Annotated in this window: 19 protein-coding genes; 8 read left to right on the top strand and 11 right to left on the bottom strand. The window is 38.9% G+C overall.

The window, feature by feature from the left end; translation table 11 throughout:
- The first annotated feature begins 10 nt into the window (after positions 1-10).
- The gene (locus P2W72_RS12570; protein ID WP_276363068.1) at positions 11-835 is read left to right on the top strand and encodes a DUF1080 domain-containing protein; all 825 of its coding nucleotides are present in this window, start codon (positions 11-13) and stop codon (positions 833-835) included.
- A 35-nt stretch (positions 836-870) separates the two neighbouring features.
- Here the strand turns inward: P2W72_RS12570 and P2W72_RS12565 are convergent, their stop codons facing one another.
- Both P2W72_RS12565 and P2W72_RS12560 read right to left on the bottom strand, forming a co-directional pair.
- Positions 871-2,940, bottom strand: a complete 2,070-nt coding sequence (locus P2W72_RS12565) for an outer membrane beta-barrel protein (protein WP_276363065.1) — start codon at positions 2,938-2,940, stop codon at positions 871-873.
- 827 nt (positions 2,941-3,767) lie between these two features.
- Entirely contained in the window at positions 3,768-5,399 is a 1,632-nt protein-coding gene (locus tag P2W72_RS12560) for a hypothetical protein (protein WP_276363063.1), read from the bottom strand.
- 290 nt (positions 5,400-5,689) lie between these two features.
- On the opposite strand from P2W72_RS12560, the gene P2W72_RS12555 reads away from it, so the two are divergent.
- Positions 5,690-6,061, top strand: coding sequence for a BlaI/MecI/CopY family transcriptional regulator (locus P2W72_RS12555; RefSeq protein ID WP_276363062.1), 372 nt, complete (start codon positions 5,690-5,692; stop codon positions 6,059-6,061).
- Position 6,062: 1 nt separating this feature from the next.
- Positions 6,063-7,775: a TonB family protein gene (locus tag P2W72_RS12550; protein ID WP_276363061.1), complete on the top strand. Its 1,713-nt coding sequence runs from the start codon at positions 6,063-6,065 to the stop codon at positions 7,773-7,775.
- Between the two features lie 142 nt (positions 7,776-7,917).
- Here P2W72_RS12550 and P2W72_RS12545 read toward each other — a convergent pair whose 3' ends face one another.
- The 4 genes from P2W72_RS12545 to P2W72_RS12530 form a co-directional block, all read right to left on the bottom strand.
- On the bottom strand, positions 7,918-8,523 hold the full coding sequence (locus tag P2W72_RS12545; RefSeq protein WP_276363060.1) for an RDD family protein: 606 nt from the start codon (positions 8,521-8,523) through the stop codon (positions 7,918-7,920).
- Between the two features lie 68 nt (positions 8,524-8,591).
- Complete coding sequence (locus tag P2W72_RS12540) at positions 8,592-9,527, bottom strand: DUF5668 domain-containing protein (protein WP_276363059.1); 936 nt, start codon at positions 9,525-9,527, stop codon at positions 8,592-8,594.
- 6 nt (positions 9,528-9,533) lie between these two features.
- Positions 9,534-10,082, bottom strand: a complete 549-nt coding sequence (locus tag P2W72_RS12535; RefSeq protein WP_276363058.1) for a PspC domain-containing protein — start codon at positions 10,080-10,082, stop codon at positions 9,534-9,536.
- A gap of 154 nt (positions 10,083-10,236) precedes the next feature.
- Positions 10,237-10,938, bottom strand: coding sequence for an SDR family oxidoreductase (locus tag P2W72_RS12530; protein ID WP_276363057.1), 702 nt, complete (start codon positions 10,936-10,938; stop codon positions 10,237-10,239).
- Between the two features lie 145 nt (positions 10,939-11,083).
- On the opposite strand from P2W72_RS12530, the gene P2W72_RS12525 reads away from it, so the two are divergent.
- The 5 genes from P2W72_RS12525 (at position 11,084) to msrA (ending at position 15,220) form a co-directional block, all read left to right on the top strand.
- A complete protein-coding gene (locus P2W72_RS12525) occupies positions 11,084-11,818 on the top strand; it encodes an ABC transporter permease (RefSeq protein ID WP_276363056.1) in 735 nt (244 codons plus the stop codon).
- Positions 11,815-12,561: an ABC transporter ATP-binding protein gene (locus P2W72_RS12520; protein WP_276363055.1), complete on the top strand. Its 747-nt coding sequence runs from the start codon at positions 11,815-11,817 to the stop codon at positions 12,559-12,561. The genes P2W72_RS12525 and P2W72_RS12520 overlap by 4 nt, the downstream gene beginning before the upstream one ends.
- 49 nt (positions 12,562-12,610) lie before the next feature.
- The gene (locus P2W72_RS12515) at positions 12,611-13,492 is read left to right on the top strand and encodes a class I SAM-dependent methyltransferase (protein ID WP_276363054.1); all 882 of its coding nucleotides are present in this window, start codon (positions 12,611-12,613) and stop codon (positions 13,490-13,492) included.
- Positions 13,493-13,542: 50 nt separating this feature from the next.
- Entirely contained in the window at positions 13,543-14,598 is a 1,056-nt protein-coding gene (locus P2W72_RS12510) for a hypothetical protein (RefSeq protein WP_276363053.1), read from the top strand.
- Positions 14,599-14,692: 94 nt separating this feature from the next.
- Positions 14,693-15,220: a peptide-methionine (S)-S-oxide reductase MsrA gene (msrA, locus tag P2W72_RS12505; protein WP_276363051.1), complete on the top strand. Its 528-nt coding sequence runs from the start codon at positions 14,693-14,695 to the stop codon at positions 15,218-15,220.
- A gap of 45 nt (positions 15,221-15,265) precedes the next feature.
- Here msrA and P2W72_RS12500 read toward each other — a convergent pair whose 3' ends face one another.
- The 5 genes from P2W72_RS12500 to P2W72_RS12480 are packed head-to-tail and all read right to left on the bottom strand — an operon-like array spanning position 15,266 to position 21,467.
- On the bottom strand, positions 15,266-15,451 hold the full coding sequence (locus P2W72_RS12500; protein ID WP_276363048.1) for a DUF2892 domain-containing protein: 186 nt from the start codon (positions 15,449-15,451) through the stop codon (positions 15,266-15,268).
- Between the two features lie 6 nt (positions 15,452-15,457).
- The gene (locus P2W72_RS12495; RefSeq protein ID WP_276363045.1) at positions 15,458-15,766 is read right to left on the bottom strand and encodes a hypothetical protein; all 309 of its coding nucleotides are present in this window, start codon (positions 15,764-15,766) and stop codon (positions 15,458-15,460) included.
- A 40-nt stretch (positions 15,767-15,806) separates the two neighbouring features.
- Positions 15,807-19,001: an efflux RND transporter permease subunit gene (locus P2W72_RS12490; RefSeq protein WP_276363043.1), complete on the bottom strand. Its 3,195-nt coding sequence runs from the start codon at positions 18,999-19,001 to the stop codon at positions 15,807-15,809.
- A gap of 56 nt (positions 19,002-19,057) precedes the next feature.
- Positions 19,058-20,149, bottom strand: a complete 1,092-nt coding sequence (locus P2W72_RS12485) for an efflux RND transporter periplasmic adaptor subunit (protein ID WP_276363039.1) — start codon at positions 20,147-20,149, stop codon at positions 19,058-19,060.
- Positions 20,150-20,153: 4 nt separating this feature from the next.
- Positions 20,154-21,467 (bottom strand): TolC family protein, encoded by a 1,314-nt coding sequence (locus tag P2W72_RS12480; protein WP_276363036.1) that lies wholly within the window; start codon positions 21,465-21,467, stop codon positions 20,154-20,156.
- Positions 21,468-21,537: the final 70 nt, after the last annotated feature.

The following is a 21,537-nucleotide window of genomic DNA, read 5'->3' as shown; positions in this document are numbered from 1 at the left end:
TCTAAATTTTATGAAAAAAATAGTTTTATTCCTCTTCCTCGCAATTATTACTAATTCAGGTTTTGCTCAAAAAGGCTGGACTACCCTCTTTAATGGCAAAGATCTCAAAGACTGGAAGGTCAAAATTAATGGGCACCCGTTAAATGACAACTATGCGAATACCTTTCGGGTTGAAAACGGGGTTATGAAGGTTTCATACGATGGCTATTCAGAATGGAAAGACCGTTACGGGCATATATTTTATAAAAAACCTTTTTCAGCTTATGTTCTGGTGGTTGAATACCGCTTCACAGGTGATCAGATTCCTGGCGGACCGGGATGGGCGATCCGAAATAGCGGTGTGATGCTGCACGGACAATCGCCCGAAAGTATGGGACTGAACCAGGATTTCCCAATTTCTCTCGAAACCCAGTTTTTAGGGGGGAACGGGAAAGATGAAAGAAGTACACTGAATTTATGTACTCCCGGAACCAATGTATTTCTGAACGGAAAGCTGTTTACTCCGCATTGTGTTAGCTCAACATCAAAGACCTATCATGGCGACCAGTGGGTAAGGGCAGAGATTGTAGTTTTGGGCGACTCATTAGTAAGTCATCGCCTGGAAGGCAAAGAGGTTTTCAAATATACCAACCCACAAATTGGTGGTGGCAATGTTTCCAATTTCGACCCTGCAGTAAAAATCGATGGCAAAGCTTTAAAAGAAGGATACATCTCCCTTCAAAGCGAAAGTCATCCTGTTGAATTCAGAAATGTAAAATTATTCAATCTGGCAAAATACATGGAGGATCCTGCAAAGCTAGACAAGATCCTGAGTAAGGTATTGCAAAAACAATAGCATATACTGCAGCTTATATAGCTAAGCGCTAATTTTTATTGAAATTTAATCCTGTTTTTTTCTTCGTTAAGGGGCTGTCTAATTGTACTCTTCTCGGATTTCAATTTCCCAAATCGATAATTAAAACTTAATTGTACTGAGCGTGTATCTAATCTTGAATAGCTCTCAATAAACGAATTATCAAATTTGAATTCCTCTCTGTAATTATTCTTATAGAAGACATCACTAATCCTGAGACTAATACTTGATTTGTTAGGTGAAAGAGTATATCTGGTATTGAAATTTAAATAAGAACGGGGAAATGATTTTAATTGACTCTGCAAACTACCAGTGAAATAGTAATATGTAGAAGAAAGACTAATCTTTTCTGAAAGTTGATAACGAGATGATAAAAAACTGTTAAATGCCAGATTCCCCCGTTTTTGAAACTGAGTCAAATTATCCGGAGATCTGAATTTATTGTAAAAAACATTAATAGATGTATTAATGGTAAATTTTTCACCAGCATTAAATGGCGCAGATGCAGAAAACGATATATCTTTCTGGTTTCTAAGGTTCCCGATACTATAAATTACATCGTTCGAAATTTTATCAATTCTTTGAATGGAGGCAAAAACCTGATCAATAAAAGAGTAGGAAAGAGAAAATGAATACTGTTGTTTGAGCAAATAGGAGATCCCTAAATTATAAGCGAACATGGGCTTAAGATCAGGGTTTCCTTGTGAATAACTGTAATTGTTTTTTAGTTGTATAAAAGGGCTCAGAAAATCATAAAGCGGCCGATTTATTCTCCTACCTCCAAAAAAAGACAGAATGTTATTTTGATCTTTTGAATAATTTAAATTGAAAGAAGGGAAAAGTGATAAATAGGTCTTTTCAATGTTTCTGACACCAATTCTGTTCTGATTATAATTATTATTAAAATAAGTCAACTCGGTACGCAATCCGATATTATAATCAAATTGCTTTTTTGCATGACTATAATCAAAATAGGCAGCACCGATCTGTTCATTGAAATTAAAGTCTTGTATATTATTTTGACCCTGATTATTATTGATAAAATGATAATCTGAAAAATTATCAACTTTTGAATAGGCGTATTTAATTCCATATTTTAATGAAGACTGTTTATTAAAGCCTTTAAAATAGTCCAGATTCCCTGTCAATAATGCTATCTTATTTTCAGTAATTCCATTAGTACGCCCCGATGTCTTAGCACTGATTGATGAATTAGCAACATCTGAAGTGTTGTCGAAGGTCGTGTAATTGAAAAACAGCTTACGGTTACTGCCAAGAGTATCCAGGCTTGATGTTAATCCTATATAAGCTGAAGTATTTAAAATTTCAGTGGAGGTATTCCCTGAAAAGTTTATTTGTTCATCGACGGCATTTAAAAAATCCAAATTCTGTGAGCTAAACAGAGAATTGGATCTTCCGGAACCAAAAACCGAGAAGCCTCCGGTAAATGTTTGACCAGGTTTAAGAATATAATCTAGGTCAATATTTGCTGTGGGATAATTTACATCTATTAGTTCTTTAGACTCTTCCGAGAGTTTAATTAAATCATTTTCTAAAGGATTTAATTGAAAATATGATTTATTATTCTGGGAATGGTTTTTTGAAAGCGATAGGATGTTATTAATTAAAACTTTGTCAGTTGCTATTGTCATTGAATTACTCAAACTATAAGAAGTCCGTTTTGCCTGACTTACAGATGTTGTAGATATATTATTAAACAACTTTCCAAAATCTCTCTTTGTTACTAAATTAATTATACCCGCAGCTCCCCCCGCATCATACAAAGATGATGGATTCTGAATAATTTCAACGCTTTTAATATTGGAAGCTAGCAGTCCCCTAAGTATTTGATTTGTTGAGTTAGGCTGATCTCTGCCATTGATTGTTATTTTTACCCCAGGCTTTCCATTTAAGATAATGTTACCATTATCAACTATTATTCCAGGTGCATAATTCAAAAGTTCTATTATAGGAATTTCATTCGAATATTCCTTTAGGGTCTCAATATTTAAAATTAATTTATCACCAATTCTTTCAACTACAGGTTTTTTTGCATTAATAATTACTTCCTGCAATGAAATACTCAAAGGCTTTAATTCAATATCAAGATCAATATTGTCTGCTGGGTTAAAAACGAAGTTATACGAAAACTTTTCATATCCTAAATAATAAACATTAAGCTGGTATTGGCTTGATTTAAATAAACCGGTGATAACACTAATTCCCTCGGAAGTACTTATAAAACTGACTTGAGAACTATCTCTTAAATTATGCAAAACTAACTTTGCAAAACTGGCAGGTTCATTGTTATGCAGTCTTATTCGAATCTTTAATGTAGATAATTCCTGCGTAAATGCATTTACATTTGACAGTATGATTATTAATAAGGTAACACAACGCATTTTCAAAATTTGCCTCCTAAACTTTTATCATAATCTTCTTCTTTAGATGCCAAAAGAGTTAATTTTCCATAAGGTATTTTTTTGCTTAGTGTTATATATTAATACCGTAAGTCACATTTATTAACAACCAAAAAATAAAAAATTATTGGAACCGGATGATTAATCCCTACGGTGAATCATTACAGGACATAGTGGTAAGAGAAATATTCAAGCAGAAATTCAACTAAATAACCAACTCGTCGGTATTTGCAATCCCGATTAAAAGTTGAGGATTTCTTAATTCTATCCAGCAGACAATAATACTAGCAAAGATTCTAAGTTGTTGTTATAAGAGACTACACAAACAAAAGCGTAAAATCGATGGCAAAGCTTTAAAAGAAGGATACATCTCCCTTCAAAGCGAAAGTCATCCTGTTGAATTCAGAAATGTAAAATTATTCAATCTGGCAAAATACATGGAGGATCCTGCAAAACTGGAAAAAGTACTGAGTGAAATATTGCAATAACCCTTATCAGTTACCCATCGGTCTTCCTTCAGGAAAAACAATCGGCATCCTATCCGGATCTTTAGTATTTTTCTTTCCTGTAAAATTTGCCGTGAGAAACTCTCCCATATCAATCTTACCTGAAATAGTATCCCCACTGATTGTGCCTGCAAAAGTATAGCTCACTGCAGGTCTGCGCCCCGGACTAAGAAATTTAACTTCATTCCCTTCGATACTTCCGGATATTTCACGCACTGAAAAGTCAGTTTTATGTATTCCCTTCAGCCAGTTTCCATCCTGTTCAAGATAAATGATATGATCACTTTTACTACTGAAGTAATCTATCTGTAAATCCCATCGGCCATTTATCTTTGAATTTGGAGCTTTCATCGCAGCTTCTGCTTTCGGACTTCTTTTCTTTGAAAGCAATTCAAATAGTTTATCTCCCACAATTTTATCCTGACCGGGCTGCATTTGAGATGCAGTAATGGATATGGAGGCCATCCCGGTTTCTGTGTTTCTTCCTCCTCCCACAGTAATTCTGGGTTTTGAACTGATTAGCTCCTGAATCAATTCTGCACTGCTCAAATGAAGTTTCTCAGGATCCCATGAAATAGTTAAAGAGGCACTCCGGTTATTGATACCTTCCGGTTCACGAATGCTGGTTTTTACACTCCCGATGCCTGAAACCCGTTTAGCGATAGCATTCATCCAGCTCATCCAGTTCTTCTCGCGTGCTGCATGATCCATTTTCACCCAGGTTTCTACCGCCGCCAGCATACCCAGAGTCTCTTCACGGCCTACCTTGTTGTCGCGACCCGGACCATGATGTGGTGAACTTGCCTGCCAGGCCGACATCAAAATATTTTTTGGACCAAGCAGCAGGCCTGCACACTGCGGACCGCAAATTGCTTTTCCACCACTGTAAGCAACCATTGTTGCCCCGTTCTTCAGATGAACATTTGGAATAGTCAGAATTTCGGCTGCTGCATCTGCAAGAATCGGAATATTTAAAGGTTTAGCGATTGCAGCAATTACTTCCAGGCTCATTGGTCCCGGAACCAGATTCCCACCACTAAGTTTGATCATGGCAGTCTTAGGTCCCAAAGCATCTTTTAGTTCTTCAATAGTTTCAACCCGTATAATTTTTACCCCGATATTCTGAATAGCAAAATCATAGGCACTGAATGACCCCGCAGGTATAATTACCTCTGTTTTATCCAATCCGCTCAGATCAGGAATACGATGCAGCTTCTCAGGATTACCACCAGCAACACAAGCTGTGGTGGCCATCTTGAGAGCAGCGGCGCAACCAGCCGTCACCATTCCCCATTGTGCACCGGTTAACTCAGCAAGCCTCTTCCCTACCGCATCAGCCAGTTCATCCATCTGAACAAAATGTCTCGATGCTGAATCCATTGCCGCTCTGACTTCAGGCAGTTCGATTGAGCCACCGATAATGGTAAATGTTCCGCGGCAGTTAATTACCGGCTCAACACCAATCGACTGGAATATTTGTGGCCCCGGAGTAAGCGGACCATCCGGCAATACCGGTGCCATAAGTTCATTTACGGTCCTGAAAGCTGATTCAGATGATCCGGCCACAGCTCCAGCCAGCGGCAGAAATGTAAGACCTTTGATCAATTCTCTTCTTTTCATAGATAATAATTAATGCAGGTTTCCCTGAAAGCAAGTTCTTGTAATTTTCAGAAAATTCCAAACGTGACTGTGTAACAATCCGGCACTTGTAACACAAACAGAAATCAGCCGATTTTTCTTGACTATCAGCTCAATAAACAGAAACTTATCAAACTGATTTACAATTAATTAAGTTCAATTCAAATTAAAAACTAATAAATTAGTTGTATAACTAAATATTTAGTTATAGTTTTATGATACCGGTTCGAATCAGGTATTAGTAATTCTATAAGACATTCAAAAGAAAAAACATGGAGATAAAGGAATTAACAAAAGCAGAAGAGCAGATCATGCAGGTTCTGTGGGATCTGAAAAAAGGATTTGTAAAAGATGTGGTAGATCAGCTTCCGGAACCGAAGCCGGCCTATAATACCATTTCAACGATTATCCGCATTCTGGAGACCAAGGGCTTTATAGATCATGAAGCCTTCGGGAAAAGTCACAGGTACTTCCCCGTCATTGGAATTGAAGAATATAAAAGCTTTGCAACCGAAAAACTACTGAGCGGATATTTCGACAATTCGGTCGAGAATATGTTCTCCTTCTTTGTCAAAGAGAAAAAGCTTGATCTGAAGGAAGCAGATGAGATATTAAAACTGATTGAAAAACTAAAAAACAAGTAAAATGAACATTCTGAATTATCTTTTACAGACAAACCTGTATCTGATCCTGTTCATGGGATTCTATACATTGGTTCTGAAGAATGAGACTTTCTTCAGACAGAACCGTTTCTACCTGAATACGAGTATACTCCTTTCATTTATCATTCCATTCATCAATTCCGACTGGTTTCAGGAGCTTTTTATTACTCAAAAACTAAGGGAAACTATCGTTCCGACTCAGATGGTCTACGAAATTGTCGTAGCAGGGACAGATGAAGAAAAAAGTAACTGGGCAATCGGAGATATAATTTTATGGGTTTATACAGGTGTAATGGCAATACTATTGTTCAGATTCCTATTCAGACTGATACTGTTGAATTCCAAACTCAAACCCAAAAAAGGGATTGCCTATTCATTCTTCAATACGATGGTTGTAGACAGGGAGCTGCCCGAATCAGGAATCATCATAGATCATGAAAAAGTACACATGAGAGAATGGCACTCAGCCGATATTCTGTTCATTGAATTGGCCGCGATCATCAACTGGTTCAACCCTCTGGTTTACCTGTATAAAAAGGAGATCAGGTACATTCATGAATTCATTGCTGACGAGGAAGCCGCATCAGGTATGCAGAGCAAATCTGATTATGCCCTCCTGCTGTTCAGTAATACCCTTGGAGTTCAGCCTGATCAGTTAAGTAACAATTTTTTTAATAATTCACTTTTAAAAAGACGAATAATCATGCTAAATAAAAATAAATCACGCAGAACCGGACTTTGGAAATATGGTTTTTCTGCCCCTCTTTTTGCCTTAATGCTGATCTTCTCAGCAGCCAGTGTTGCTAATGAAAACACTGACCTGATTGCAGGAGCTGAGAAACTGATTAGCCCATCAATAGCTAATAAATATATACCTATTGTAACTATACCCGCAGATAAAACCTTAGATAAAAAATCCTCTCCGGAAAATAAAGCAAAAGAAATCAAGTCATCCACAAAAAGTACACAGGAAGATTTTAGCAAATTATTTAAGCATCTATCTAGAAACATGCGATATCCTGAATCTGCCAAAAAGGAAAAGATTGTCGGCTACGAGGTCGTATATTTTAAAATTCAAAATGGGAGGATCTCTAATATAAAAATAGCAAAAGGCTTACAGAATGACATAAATAATGAAGTGCTTAGAACTTTCGATTTATTCAAGGAAACTGTTGAGGCAGAGGACAATGACTATGCATTGGCTATCGCTTTCCATTTAACAGGCATTGAAAATAATTCTCTGACATTGCCGTCAACTGGTAAAAACTATTTCATAGGTTCCATTTCTGTTACGGCATTGGGAATATCACAAATAAAAGAAACAAAGGGATTTGCATTTTCGCAAGAGGTAATTAAGGATTTCGCTTCTGTAGACATTCTGCCTGAGTTTCCAGGTGGCGTGAAAGGCTGGGGAGATTACCTTCAGTCATCTCTTAAATATCCTGATGAATTAAGAAAAAACAAAATAACAGGTAGAGTAATACTAAGTTTTATTGTACTAAAAAATGGTAGTATAACAGATATCAAAGTTTTAAGGGGCATAGGTTACGGTGCCGATGAAGAAGCGGTCAGGATAGTTAAAGAAAGTCCGGCATGGAAACCAGGTTTAATGAAGGGAGAACCGGTAAATGTTGCTTACACCATGCCTATATTTTTCCAGCTTGCAGGGGAAGCAAATGAGCAGAAACCAAACTAAAATGAGTTAAGGGTTATGAATTAGTGGTTATGGAGAATACCATGACCACAACTCATAACCCTTAATAAATAAGTAAAGAGAAAAATATCCAAAATATTTTCATGAAGAAGATTCTGATAGTTGATAACTATCAACTGGTCACTCAGATCAACCTGTCCTTTATCACCACTGTCCCCGCAATCCTGTCGTGAAGACACTGCTGGCGTTTTCCAAAAAAACCCATCAGAAAACCAATACCAAAAGTTAATATGCCGGTAAGCTTGCTTAAATTCCTGATCATCGAACGTCCAAAACTAATCGGATTCCCTTTTTCATCACATACTTTCTGACCCATCAGAATCTTTCCCCAGGTACCCTGTCTTGCTGATGATTCCATATAAATACTATAAATTGTTTTTGCCACAGGAATGATGGCAAGTCCGCCGACTGATGCAACAATCCTCAATTGTTTTTCATCTATAAAAAATACCACAATGGTAGCTATCACACAATAAACAGCAAATATTAAAAAGTAATCGATGATTACTGCCAGAAGCCGGACATCGGGTGCTGCAAAATATTGCGGTTCTCTTACCCGGGCTTTCAAACCGAATAATTCACGCAATTCGGGAATTTCATGCGCTTCCTTATAGTCATCCATCCCGGTGCTTTTCACGAAAGTGCCTGAATTAATATCAAGTTCTTTCATTTGTTCAGGAGCAAATGGCCCTTTCGGTTTTCCGCCGATAACTACAAAATATTCTTTCATATTATAAAAAGCAGGAGCAGCCCTGATTAACATCAGAGCTGCTCCTTGAATTTATTCAATCTATAAATTTAATACTTTCTGACTTCAAAAGAAGACAGTCCGCCTTTCAGATTAATATGTATCTTATTTGCTGCGCTATTATAGTTTGGAGTTTCGTAAGTTCCATCAGCCTGTTTCACAAATCCGACAAAATCTTTGGATGAAAGTCCGCTGTCAACAACAATCCGGCAGGCAGAGGCTTCAGGTACTTCAATTTCCACATTTGCCACACCGGTTTCTACCGACACATCGGTAAGCGGCAGTTTTGATCCGATCTTAGCTTCAAAAGATGCAGCGCCTCCTTCAAACTTAAGATTTCTGACTTTATATTCCTGAAGATCAAAAATAGCCTCACCTGCACCCATTTCTACTTTGATATCCCATTCAGGATTCCTGTTTAGTTTCAGTTTAGTTTCATTCCCCTCCATCTCATCCAGATTCCAGCTTTTCTTATTATCGCGCATTCTGAAATTGATTACTTCCACAGAATCTTCAATGCTTTTATTCAGGATATATTTCCCGAAACGACGCTTGACTTCAGCATCAAAAAGACTGCCGGTGGTATCTGAAAGTTTGTAGCTCGTTGCGCCTCCCTGAATACTCAGTCTGGCTTTTGCGGCGCCCTCATAGGGCGCTGTAAAAATACTGGTATCAGTTGAAGAAGAGTTTTCATCTCCCATGTCCTCATGTTCAAAGCTCAACCATCTTTTATGATGAGGCTCTTTTGTTCCCTGAAACCCAATAAACCCAAGCGATAGAATTGTAATTGAAGCAACCAGTATAGTGGCGAGTTTGGAGTCAGACATCCTGCTCAGAAGCATGTTGGCTCCAATCAGGATAAATATTATCGGCCAGAACCGCCATACTGATCTCCAGTAAAAATCTATTACATTCATGTTATCCAGCAGGAAGATCGTTCCTGCAAATATGAGGATCAGTCCCCAAACAATTTTTTCAGTTCTCATAGTCGTTTATTTTGAAGATTGATCATTATCTGCCTGTTCTTCTGCTCTGTTTTCATCAGTTGCAGAGGCCTTTGGTTCATCATTTACCTGAGACTGATTTACGGCTTCTCCACGAAAGGATTTAGAAAGAGTATATACCCCCATTGCAATTAATATCAATGGCCAAAGTGTATGAAATTCAACCCAGTCGGGAATTAAATTAAACTCATTCAGTAGAAAAAATGCCCCAAAAAGGATAAAAATTGATCCCGCGATTAAACGGCCGGTGCCGTGATCATATTTTTTAGGTCTTGAATACTGACCGGTAAACCCCGGATTAGGTTGATCATACACTTTATAATCTGCATTGAACTGACCATAATCAGGTATATAAGGTTTTTTAGGAACCGCAATCCATAATACTATATAAGCCAGTATGCCTGAAGCACCCGCCATTACAGCAAGAACAAATGCGATACGGACCCAGGTTACGTCCACATCAAAATACTCTGCAAGTCCGGAACATACCCCGGCAATCATTTTATCCTGTTCGTTGCGTTGAAGTTTCTTTTCCATTTCTTATTCTTTTAATATTCTTCAGTTTCGTTTTATTGATTGATCAAAACTACACCGGAAATATCAGCTGTTAAATACCAAATAGGTAGGTTGTCGCAAGTTCTCGGTAAAGCACCTTAAAATGTCGGTGAAATCCAAAATGATAAACAATATCTTAAATATCGCCCTTTAAGGGCCTTATGATGATCTCTTCAATATTAGCTCCAGCACTCATCTGAAGGCATGAAACAATACTCATGGCGATATCTTCTGCCAGAATAAATCTGTCGGATGGAATATCTGTACCTGTCCAGGAATCTGTTAATGTTGACCCGGGGATTATCGCCGTTACCTTTATTCCCGAGGACATTAATTCCTGTCTTAGGGTCTTTGTTAAACTAAGTAATGCCGCTTTACTGATGCTATAAGAACCGGCACTCAGCACCGGATTCAAACTTGCAACAGAGCATATATTAAAAATGTACCCTTTACCCTGCTTCTTCATCAGGGAAGCAAAAAACTTACTCAGGAAATGAGGAGCATAAACATTTACTTTCATCTGCCTTTCGAGGCTATCATCACCTTCATTTAAAAGTTCTGAAGGAAGATATAGCCCGGCATTATTAACGAGCACGTCAATTGTACCCTGTGATTTGAAGGCAAATTCAGCGAAGTCTCTGACTTCTGCCATATTCTCCATATCTGCTTTCATTCCATGAAAACGGAGATGAGGGTATTTCTCTTCCAGCTCCAGAAGAAGTTCCTGTATTTCTCCTACCTTTCGTGAACAGAAAGAAACATTGTATCCGATTGCAGCAAGGTGCATCACTGCAGCCCTGCCGATTCCTTTAGTTCCACCACTTACTATTGCATTCATAACTTAAAATTAGCAAAATGTATGAAGCTGCTCTATTTAAATTTATGCCCTGAACGCAATTCATTACCTTTGTTAAATTATCATGCTGCAATTCAGCTGATAATTTTATAGTATTATTGCATAATATTTAGGAAAACTTTAACAAATGATTTTTCACCCGCTTGGTAAATATATTTTATTACTCAAGGCTGCTTTCCGCAGACCGGAAAAATGGAATATTTACCGAAAAGAAATCATGCACGAAATGGTATCAATCGGGGTTGGTTCCCTCGGTATCATTGCGATAATCTCCCTCTTTCTTGGAGCAGTAACCACTGTACAAACCGCTTTTCAGCTGGTCAGCGATTTTATCCCGAAATCAGTTATCGGAATGATTCTGCGCGACTCCTCAGTTCTGGAGCTTAGTCCTACAATCTCTTCGATTGTATTGGCAGGTAAAGTTGGTTCTAGCATCTCTTCACAGATCGGGACAATGAGGGTAACAGAGCAAATTGATGCACTGGAAATTATGGGAATCAATTCACCGGGATATCTGATTCTTCCCAAAATTATTGCGGCCGTAACTATGATTCCCTTACTGGTGATCATTTCAATCGGCCTGACCATTTTTGGTGGTTATATTGCCGGAACAGCATCCGGAGCCCTTACTGCACAGGAATTTACAACAGGAATAACTTCAGATTTTAATTCCTTTACTTTAACAGTATCCATGGTTAAAGCTGTGGTATTCGCATTTCTGATAACCACAATCTCTGCATATCAGGGATTTTATACCAGCGGAGGTGCACTGGAAGTGGGACAATCGAGTACTAAGGCTGTGGTAATCAGCTGTATAGCCATTCTGTTTTCTGACTATGTAATTGCCCAGTTAATGCTATGATCGAAGTTAAGAACATCCATAAGACATTTGGTGAAAATCATGTATTACAGGGTATTTCGGCAGAATTTTATGAAGGCAAGTGCAATCTGATCATTGGTGGTTCAGGCTCAGGAAAAACTACACTTCTGAAATGCATGATCGGTTTACATCAGCCTGAAGAAGGATCTGTTATTTACGATGGCAGAGATTTTACCAGAATGAACTTTGAGTCAAGAATTGAGATCAGAACAGAAATAGGCATGTTATTTCAGGGTTCAGCACTTTTTGATTCTATGAGCGTGGAAGATAATATCATGTTCCCTTTAAATATGTTCACCCATCAAAGCCATAAAGAAAAACTGGAAAGGGTAAATTTCTGTCTGGAAAGGGTAAACCTTGCCGGAAAAAATAAATTATTTCCTGCCGAATTATCAGGGGGAATGAAGAAAAGAGTGGGAATCGCAAGGGCGATAGCTATGAATCCAAAATATCTCTTTGTGGATGAGCCAAACTCAGGTCTTGACCCAAAAACTGCACTTGTTATTGATGAACTTATTCAGGAACTGACTCTTGAGTATGGCTCCACAACTGTAGTGGTAACTCACGATATGAACTCTGTTATGGGTATTGGCGAGAACATTATTTTCCTTTATGAGGGTAAAAAATGGTGGGAAGGATCAAAAGAACAAATTACAGAGACCGATAATAAAGAACTAAATGATTTTGTCTTCGCCAGCAAATTTATGCAGGCACTGAAGAAATAACCAAGCTTATCAGGCGAATAACCCGTTTGATGAATACAACCCATTACAAATGATTCAACTGCTAACTCCCGAACACTGGAAAGATTATGAACTGATCGACTGCGGCGATTTTGAAAAGCTGGAGCGTTTCGGAAATGTGATCCTGATCAGGCCGGAGCCTCAGGCTGTATGGACCAAGGCATTAGCAGAAAGCGAATGGACCAAACGTCATCATATTCGCTTCAAAGGTCGTTCAGCAACCTCCGGAGAATGGATCAAAAAAGATCAGAAGACTCCCGACAGATGGCATATCAATTATACAAACGGAGATATCAATATTCAGTTCAGACTTGCTTTAACCTCGTTTAAGCACCTCGGAATTTTCCCTGAACAGGCAGTAAACTGGGATTATATCACAAAAAATGTAAAGAGATTTAAGACCCCGCAGCCCAAAGTTCTGAATCTGTTTGCCTATACCGGCGGAGCCTCACTTGCAGCACGTGCAGCAGGAGCAGAAACCACCCATGTTGATTCGATCAAACAGGTGGTAAGCTGGGCCAATGAGAACCAAACACTTTCCGGACTGGACAATATCCGCTGGACAGTTGAAGATGCTTTGAAATTCGTAAAACGAGAACTGAAGAGAGGCCGGAAATATAACGGAATTATTCTCGATCCGCCTGCATACGGACACGGGCCTAACGGTGAAAAATGGAAACTTGAAGATAATATTCAGGAAATGATGCAGGATGTTGTTCAGCTATTGGATGAAGATGAGCATTTTCTTATTCTGAATACCTATTCACTCGGATTTTCTTCAGTAATCGTAGAAAACCTGATCCGATCCTCATTCCCCGGAGTACAAAATCTTGAAACAGGAGAGCTGTATCTTCAGGCCACAGCAGGCTACAAATTACCACTGGGAGTTTTTGGGAAATTCTGTAAATTTTAACCTAAATTTATTGCGCTTAAATAAAAAAAATAAACAGCCGATAATCCATAATGATCAAAGGAAAACTACTCTTAACAAGCATTGCAGTTCTGGCTTCAGCCGTTTTTATGGGTGCATGCAGCGAATCCAACAGTAAAACCGGAAGCAAAAATCCATCTGTAAAAAGCCTCGCTTCTTCTGAAGAAATAGAAACTGAAGTAGCTCAGACAGAATATGCTCCAACCGATACTGCACTCTACAATAAAAAACTTAAAGAGCTTGCCAATGGAGATACTACCGGAAAATGGCCTGTAAAAAAGCAGCCTTATCCACTTCCAGGAGCAATACTTCCATATAAAAGAGTAGTTACCTATTATGGAAATCTCTATTCAAAGAAAATGGGAGCTCTTGGAGAATATGCTCCGAAAGAAATGCTCAGAATGCTTTATGCAGAGGTTGCCAAGTGGGAAAAAATAGATCCTTCAACACCGGTACAGCCTGCCCTTCATTACATTGCAGTAGTTGCTGCCGGCGATCCGGGCAAAGACGGTAAATACCGGAACAGAATGCCGGATAAGCAAATTGATTCTGTGCTTACCATTTCAAGAATGAAAAAGGGAATGATTGTATTCCTCGATATTCAGGTTGCTTTAAGTACGATCAGAGACGAATTACCCAGACTTGAAAAATACCTGAAAATGCCAAATGTGCATTTAGGTATCGATCCTGAATTCTCAATGAAAGGCGGAGTACTACCTGGCAGAAAGATCGGGACCTATGATGCATCAGAGATCAATTATGTATCAGACTATCTGGCAAAATTGGTGAAAACCAATAATTTACCGCCTAAAATTTTAGTCGTTCACCGCTTTACCAAGAAAATGGTGACCAATTATCAAAACATAAAACTAAGGCCTGAAGTTCAGGTTGTGATGCACATGGATGGATGGGGTGAGCCTGAACTTAAAATGGGGACCCACCGGCACTTTATTTATTCTGAACCCGTTCAATTCACCGGATTTAAATTATTCTATAAAAATGATTTAAAGAAAGCTCCTAACCGCCTGATGACTCCGGCTGAGCTCATGAAATTAAAGCCAAGACCAAGCTATATTCAATATCAGTAATCATGTAAAGCAATTGTAAAAAGAGGATTTCTGTACAGGAACATCCTCTTTTTGTTTAAAGCGTTTATTAATTTCACCTTATAATATCAACAATATGGAGCAGGCAATATTTGGCGGTGGATGTTTCTGGTGTACAGAAGCCGTATTCCAAAATCTGAAGGGGGTACTGAATGTTGTTTCGGGCTATATGGGCGGACATAAGGCCAACCCAAGCTATGAAGATATTTGCACCGGCCAGACCGGACATGCCGAGATTATCAAAATAGATTACGATCCAGAGCAAATCTCATTTGAAGAACTTCTGCTCGTATTTTTTAAAACACATGATCCGACTACCCTGAACAGACAGGGAAATGATATGGGGAATCAGTATCGCTCGGTAGTTTTTTATGTTAACCAGGAGCAGAAAGCTGCCGCAGCAAAAATAATTGATCAGCTGGAAAAAGACCTGGTTTTTGACAATCCGATTGTTACAGAGATTACACCGGTTTCAGAGTTTTATGAAGCAGAAGGATATCATCAGAACTATTATAACGACAATGCCCACAAGCCCTATTGTTTACATGTCATTCAGCCTAAACTTCACAAGTTCGTCAGGGAGTTCAGGGATAAATTAAAGTAACGAATAAATGCCTGCAGAATCTCAGATTCTGCAGGCATTAGTCTTTTAGTCTTTAACCCCTAATTTAGCCAGTATATCTTCCATCAGACACCATTTTGTAATGGATGACTGTAATAAATTGGCCCCTACAAAGGCAGTAAACCAAAGAAAGTTTACATTAACGTATACAGCTAAAATGATACTGAGCAATACAAAGCTGCCTGCAATTGCTCTTATTATACGATTTTTCATTTGCTCTTAATTATTTGACTTTTCAATATTTAACACCGCAAGGTGAACGTGTGATTCATTCCCCTGTTTAGAGTTATACACCTCCACCAGATTAAAAAATGAATCAACACTTTCCTTTTTAACAAAAGCATAGAATAAGATCGATTCATTTTCATTCATGTCTGATGCAAACCAGTTTAGTTCAACCCTATCCTCTGAATTATCCTGAAATCCGGTTACTTCCCTGTAAGAGAAATTTTGAACTCCGGCCTCTTTAAACATCCGCAGGATGTCTTTTTTAAATTCTTTTATTGCTGTAATTACAAGCAGTTTCATATCTCTTCAATTAATGATTTTAAACAATATCCCCCGGCAATTATTTACTCTCCCACTTTTTCCTCTCAGTGATATAATAGATCAGAGGCACTACGATCAGAGTTAATAAAGTAGATACAATAGCACCTGCAACAAGTGAAATTGCCAGACCCTGAAAAATTGGGTCGAACAAAATGATTGAAGCTCCAATTACTACTGCCCCGGTTGTTAGCAGGATTGGAGTAGTTCTCACAGCTCCTGCCTCAATGATTGCCTGTTTTAATGGCACCCCGTCATTCAGACGTATTTCAATGAAGTCGATCAGCAATACCGAGTTACGAACCATTACCCCCGCCAATGCAATCATTCCGATGAATGAGGTAGCAGTAAAAAAGGCTCCCAGCACCCAGTGCCCAAGCACGATACCGATCAGCGATAATGGAATGGCCATCATCATAACCATTGGGGTTTTGAAATTCTGAAACCAGCCCACAATCAGCATGTAAATAATGATGATAACCACCAGGAATGCAGCACCAAGATCACGGAATACCTCGAGGGTTACCTGCCATTCACCATCCCACTTTACTGTAAAATCGCTCTCATCAGCAGGTTGTTCCATATATAACTCGTTCACCTTATATCCCTTTGGCAATTTGATTTCCTGTAGCTTTTCATTCATCCCAAGAATAGCGTAGACCGGACTTTCCAATGCACCTGCCATATCAGCCGTTACATAAACCACACGCTTTTGATCCTTGCGATAAATAGTCTTGTTCAATGTATCACGTACCACCTTTACCAGGTCACTCACAGGAACCAGGTTTCCATGAACACCTTTTACTTTAAGGCTTGTAATATCCTGTAAGCTCGACTTATCCGCATCATCAAGAGATAGTACGATACCAACCTGATCATTTGAGCTTTCATCATATAAATGAGAAACCGGGTACTCTTTAAGCAAATAGGTCAGATTACCCACTACCTGCTGGGATGCAACCCCATTCAGCATGGCCTTTTCCTTATCTACCTCGAGGCGATACTCCGTTTGAGCATCTTCAACCATCCAGTCGATATCAACGATATCCGAGGTTTGCTCAAGAATAGTTTTTACCTGCTTTGCAACCTTAATCTGCTCATCATAATCGGGGCCATAGATCTCTGCAACCAGAGTTGATAATACCGGCGGACCAGGAGGAACTTCAATGATCTTTACATTAGCACCATATTTTTTGGCAATCTTTTGAATCTCAGGACGGACCTCTTTGGCTATATCATGACTTTGCTGATCCCTGTCCTCTTTGTGAAGCAGGTTTACCTGAATATCAGCCATATTACTACCACCTCTCAGATCATAATGGCGAACCAATCCGTTGAAGGTTATCGGGGCGGATGTACCAATATAATTCTGATAATTAACAACCTGTGGTTTTTGAGAAAGGTACTGAGCAATTTCCTTTGTTACTGCAGCTGTTCTTTCCAGCGTGGTACCCTCAGGCATATCAATCACCACCTGAAACTCATTCTTATTATCAAATGGAAGCATTTTTACCACTACCGATTTGGTAAAAAACATCATCACCGATCCAATCAGTAATAAGAAAGTGATACCCAGCATCCAGCGGCGCTTTGGAGAGCTTTCTAATAAAGGACGTTCAAGCTTGTTGTAAACTCTGTAAATTAAGCTTGTTTCCAGTCCCTGCTCTTCCTTATGCTTTTGCTCATCCTTCTCTTTCAATAAATGATAACCCAGGTATGGAGTAATTGTAAGTGCTACAAACAAAGATAAAAGCATAGCTATGGATGCTCCGATCGGCATCGGGCTCATATACGGACCCATCATACCCGAAACAAAGGCCATTGGCAGAATCGCCGCAATAACCGTAAATGTTGCCAGAATAGTTGGGTTTCCAACTTCGTTTATCGCAAAGATGGCAGCCTGTTTAAACGGAAGGCGTTTCATCTTAAAGTGCCTGTGCATATTCTCGGCAATGATGATACTATCATCCACAACAATACCAACTACGAATACCAAAGCAAATAATGTAATGCGATTCAGCGTATAATCAAGAACATAATAGCTGAATAAGGTCAATGCAAAAGTCAGAGGTACTGAGAAAAACACAACCAATCCACCTCTCCATCCCATAGCAAGCATCACCAGAAAGGTTACTGCAACAATTGCAATACCCAGGTGAAGCAAAAGTTCTCCTACCTTATCAGATGCAGTTTCACCGTAGTTTCTTGTCACTTCTAAATGAACTTCATCCGGAATAATATTTTGCTTTAAATGCTCTACTTTCTCCAATATCTTTTCAGATATTTTCATTGCATCGGCACCCTTAACCTTACCGATAGAAATTGTTACTGCAGGATATTCCGATTTAGCTTTAGAATAACTTTCATTTGACTTCCCATATCCGAAAGAAACATAACTTCTCGGACTTGAAGGGCCATCCTGCACACTTGCAACCTGCTTCAAATAAACTGGCATATTGTTACTTACCCCAACAACCAGGTTCTCAACGTCTTCAGAATTAGTTAAAAACTGTCCGGTAGACACTAAATATTCCTGATCCTTGCTCGAGAAGCTTCCTGATTGAGAACTGCCGTTATTCGCCTGAATCATTTGCATGATTCCAAGCGGATCAACGCCGCTCTCAGCCATTTTATCCTTATCTAAAACAACTTTTATTTCACGGTTGCGGCCACCAATTTCCTTTGTTGCAGCTACATCCTTTATTTTTTCAATCTCTGAAGTTACTTCTTCAGCAATTTGTCTGAGCTGAAATTCATCATATTTTTCACTCCATAATGTCAGTCCAAGCATTGGAACATCATCTATAGAACGGGTCTTTACAATTGGTTTATAAACACCTGCAGGAAATGAATCCTCGTGTTTGTTCAATTCATCGTAAAGTTTAACATATGAACGCTCAACATCTTCACCTACATAAAATTGAACAATCATCATTGCCTGACCATTCATGGCCATACTGTGAACATGTTCAACACCCTTAATGTTGGAAATGATCTTTTCCAGTGGTTTAACCACGCGGCTTTCGATCTCAGAAGGACTTGCCCCCGGATACCCAACCATCACATCGGCCATCGGAACATTGATCTGAGGCTCCTCCTCCCTTGGAATAAGGAATGAGCTGTAAACCCCGATGATCATCAGCACCGACATCAATAAAATTGTAAGTTTAGAGTTTATGAAAAAATGTGCTATTTTTCCTGATATACCTTCTTGCATGATATTTTAGTTTTATTCTCTACCTGAATGGATAAAAAATGAGTGAAAACTATATTTTACTGTTGGATGCTAACCCTGGCTCCGTTATACAACTTGCCTTCGGCAGAAACCACATATTGTTCAGAAGAAGATAATCCGGATAAAACTTCAACCTGATCACCAAACATTTTACCTGTTTTAACCCATCTGAGAATCGCAGTATTTGCATTTCCTATAGTATAAACTCCTTTAAGCTGACCCTGCTTTACCAGTGCAGTAACCGGAATCAATACTTTATCAGAAGATTCTGTTGCCGCAGCTTCCCTTTTTACAGGAAACTGAACATTAACAAACATCCCAGAGAGAATAGACTTATCAATTTTATCAAGATCAATCTTAACCAGATACTGGCCTCCTGTATTTTTCGCTGATATACTTACCTCCGAAACCTTTCCGTCAACTTCCCTGTTTAACGATTTAATCAGGACCCTGGCCGGCATTCCTTTGCTAATACCTGAGATCTGATTTTCTGAAACCATAGCACTTACCTGTAAGCGGGATGAGCCCTCCATACCTAACAATGGCATTCCGGGATTAGCCATATCACCTTCCTTGGCAAAAGTATTGGTGATCACACCAGAGAATGGAGCCGTAATATTTGAATAGGAAAACTGCGCCATTACCTCCTTCTTCATTTGTTTTGCACCTTCCAGCGCTGCCTTTGTCATCTCATACCGGGCAGTAATGTCATCCAGCTCTTTTTGTGAAGCACTCTGCTCTTTAAACAGATTCACAAATCTGTCATAATCCTTTCTGGCACTGTTATAGGCAGTTGTAGCCTGCAGAATACCTGCATCTACCTGTGCTTTTTTTGCTGTCAGGTCAGAGCTGTTGACACTTAAAAGCAACTGCCCCTGCTTAACCTGCTGACCAACCTTTACATGAATTCTGGTAATATATCCCATCATTCTGGTGCTGATATTGGCGCTGTTCTCTGCTTCAATCTTACCGCTTGCACTAATAAAATCAGCACTTTGTACTGAAGAAGAACCTCCAAGCTTTACAGCTACCGCCGGTTCATCCTTAATTGTTTCTTTCTTACTTTCACCACAGGAAGCCAAAAATGAGAGGGCGCCCAGAATTAATATTGGTATTAATATCTTTTTCATCTTATTACTTAGTTAAAAAGGTTAAATATTGTTGAGTAAAATTGTACTCGAATACTGCCTGCAGATATTCAAGTTCTTTTTGAAACATCTGGGTCTCTGACCCAAGCAGATCACTGGTCTTTTCAAGTCCCTGTTTAAATCGGTTATTACGTATGCGATAAGCTTCCTGAGATTGTTCAAGGGCCAGTTTAGCCAGGCTTACTTTATGACCTGCATCATTCAGCTGACGGTTGGTTTTATTAAGTTCCATCTGACTTTGCGCCTTGTATTGACTCGAAGCTGCTTCTGCCCTAGTATAATCAGCCAAAGCTTTCTGTCTTTTACCGATAGACTTATATCCGTCAAAAACATTCCATGAAAGCTGAACTCCTACCAGATAACCTTTAGCTTCGGCTCCGAACAGTTTATTATCATATAGTTCATAAGTTCCAAAGGCATTTAACCTTGGCAGAAAATTCATTTTTGCCGATTTCAGAACAGCTTCATAAGCATCAGCAGATTTCATCATTGCCTGTATATCCTTACGCCCATCGGTTAAACCTGTATTGGGTTCTGCAATTGAAATGCTGTTTTCAAGATCTTCTACAGGGCGGTAAATTTTACCGTTCATATCTTCCTGCATCAGAAATGCTAAATAATCAGAAGCATTACGAACATTACTCTTTGCTAACTGAACCTGATTCTTAATCTCATTGACACGGACCTGTACCGAAAGCACATCTGTTTTCTGAAGCAATCCCTGTTTAAAATAATTATCTATGAGTTTAAGATTAGCATCTGCTGTAAGCTCAGCCTTTTCTAATACATTTACTGCTTTATAAGCCAATTGAAGCTGCATAAAAGCTTTCCCGGTCTCAAGTTCCAGATACTCTTTTGTCCTTTCCGACTGTAACTGCATCGCTTCCATTTTAGATTTGGCAGCCTGCCTTCCAAAAACACCATCAAGATTTACCAATGGTTGTAATACCTGTACTTTGGTGGCAAAATTGGTTGTCACTTCAGGGTTATTCAACAATGCCGGATTAAAATCGGAAGGTGTTAAAATCTCCTGATTCAATTTTGATCCGAATGCCATCAATGGGTTGGTCGTTGAAATTCCTGTATGTGATACAGAAACATCCGGCAAAAACAAAGCATTTGACTGCTTAAAATCTGCCTGAGCTGATTTAAACTCCTGATCCTGAATCTTTAACTGAAGGTTCTTTTCAGACACCTTCGACCAGATTTCATTTCTGGAAAGAGTAATTGTATCCTGACTCAGGACTACTGCCGGAAGGGAAATAATCCCGGCAAACATGACAATCGCTAATCTCTTCATATAAAATTGTTTAAAACTTTATACAAAGGTACCGGGGCGAAAATCTGAAGATGGTAACAAATATCACAAT

Origin of the sequence: Daejeonella sp. H1SJ63 (assembly GCF_029360775.1) — a bacterium.
GTDB lineage: Bacteria > Bacteroidota > Bacteroidia > Sphingobacteriales > Sphingobacteriaceae > Daejeonella.
The sequence above is the reverse complement of the archived record's forward strand: the minus strand, read 5'-3'. Positions and strand labels throughout refer to the sequence as shown.

Coding starts and splice junctions, on each gene's coding strand:
- P2W72_RS12570 (WP_276363068.1), top strand. CDS start 11: ATGAAAAAAATAGTTTTATTCCTCTTCCTCGCAATTATTACTAATTCA.
- P2W72_RS12560 (WP_276363063.1), bottom strand. CDS start 5,399: ATGAAAAGAAGAGAATTGATCAAAGGTCTTACATTTCTGCCGCTGGCT.
- P2W72_RS12555 (WP_276363062.1), top strand. CDS start 5,690: ATGGAGATAAAGGAATTAACAAAAGCAGAAGAGCAGATCATGCAGGTT.
- P2W72_RS12550 (WP_276363061.1), top strand. CDS start 6,063: ATGAACATTCTGAATTATCTTTTACAGACAAACCTGTATCTGATCCTG.
- P2W72_RS12545 (WP_276363060.1), bottom strand. CDS start 8,523: ATGAAAGAATATTTTGTAGTTATCGGCGGAAAACCGAAAGGGCCATTT.
- P2W72_RS12540 (WP_276363059.1), bottom strand. CDS start 9,527: ATGAGAACTGAAAAAATTGTTTGGGGACTGATCCTCATATTTGCAGGA.
- P2W72_RS12535 (WP_276363058.1), bottom strand. CDS start 10,082: ATGGAAAAGAAACTTCAACGCAACGAACAGGATAAAATGATTGCCGGG.
- P2W72_RS12530 (WP_276363057.1), bottom strand. CDS start 10,938: ATGAATGCAATAGTAAGTGGTGGAACTAAAGGAATCGGCAGGGCTGCA.
- P2W72_RS12525 (WP_276363056.1), top strand. CDS start 11,084: ATGATTTTTCACCCGCTTGGTAAATATATTTTATTACTCAAGGCTGCT.
- P2W72_RS12520 (WP_276363055.1), top strand. CDS start 11,815: ATGATCGAAGTTAAGAACATCCATAAGACATTTGGTGAAAATCATGTA.
- P2W72_RS12515 (WP_276363054.1), top strand. CDS start 12,611: ATGATTCAACTGCTAACTCCCGAACACTGGAAAGATTATGAACTGATC.
- P2W72_RS12510 (WP_276363053.1), top strand. CDS start 13,543: ATGATCAAAGGAAAACTACTCTTAACAAGCATTGCAGTTCTGGCTTCA.
- msrA (WP_276363051.1), top strand. CDS start 14,693: ATGGAGCAGGCAATATTTGGCGGTGGATGTTTCTGGTGTACAGAAGCC.
- P2W72_RS12500 (WP_276363048.1), bottom strand. CDS start 15,451: ATGAAAAATCGTATAATAAGAGCAATTGCAGGCAGCTTTGTATTGCTC.
- P2W72_RS12495 (WP_276363045.1), bottom strand. CDS start 15,766: ATGAAACTGCTTGTAATTACAGCAATAAAAGAATTTAAAAAAGACATC.
- P2W72_RS12490 (WP_276363043.1), bottom strand. CDS start 19,001: ATGCAAGAAGGTATATCAGGAAAAATAGCACATTTTTTCATAAACTCT.
- P2W72_RS12485 (WP_276363039.1), bottom strand. CDS start 20,149: ATGAAAAAGATATTAATACCAATATTAATTCTGGGCGCCCTCTCATTT.
- P2W72_RS12480 (WP_276363036.1), bottom strand. CDS start 21,467: ATGAAGAGATTAGCGATTGTCATGTTTGCCGGGATTATTTCCCTTCCG.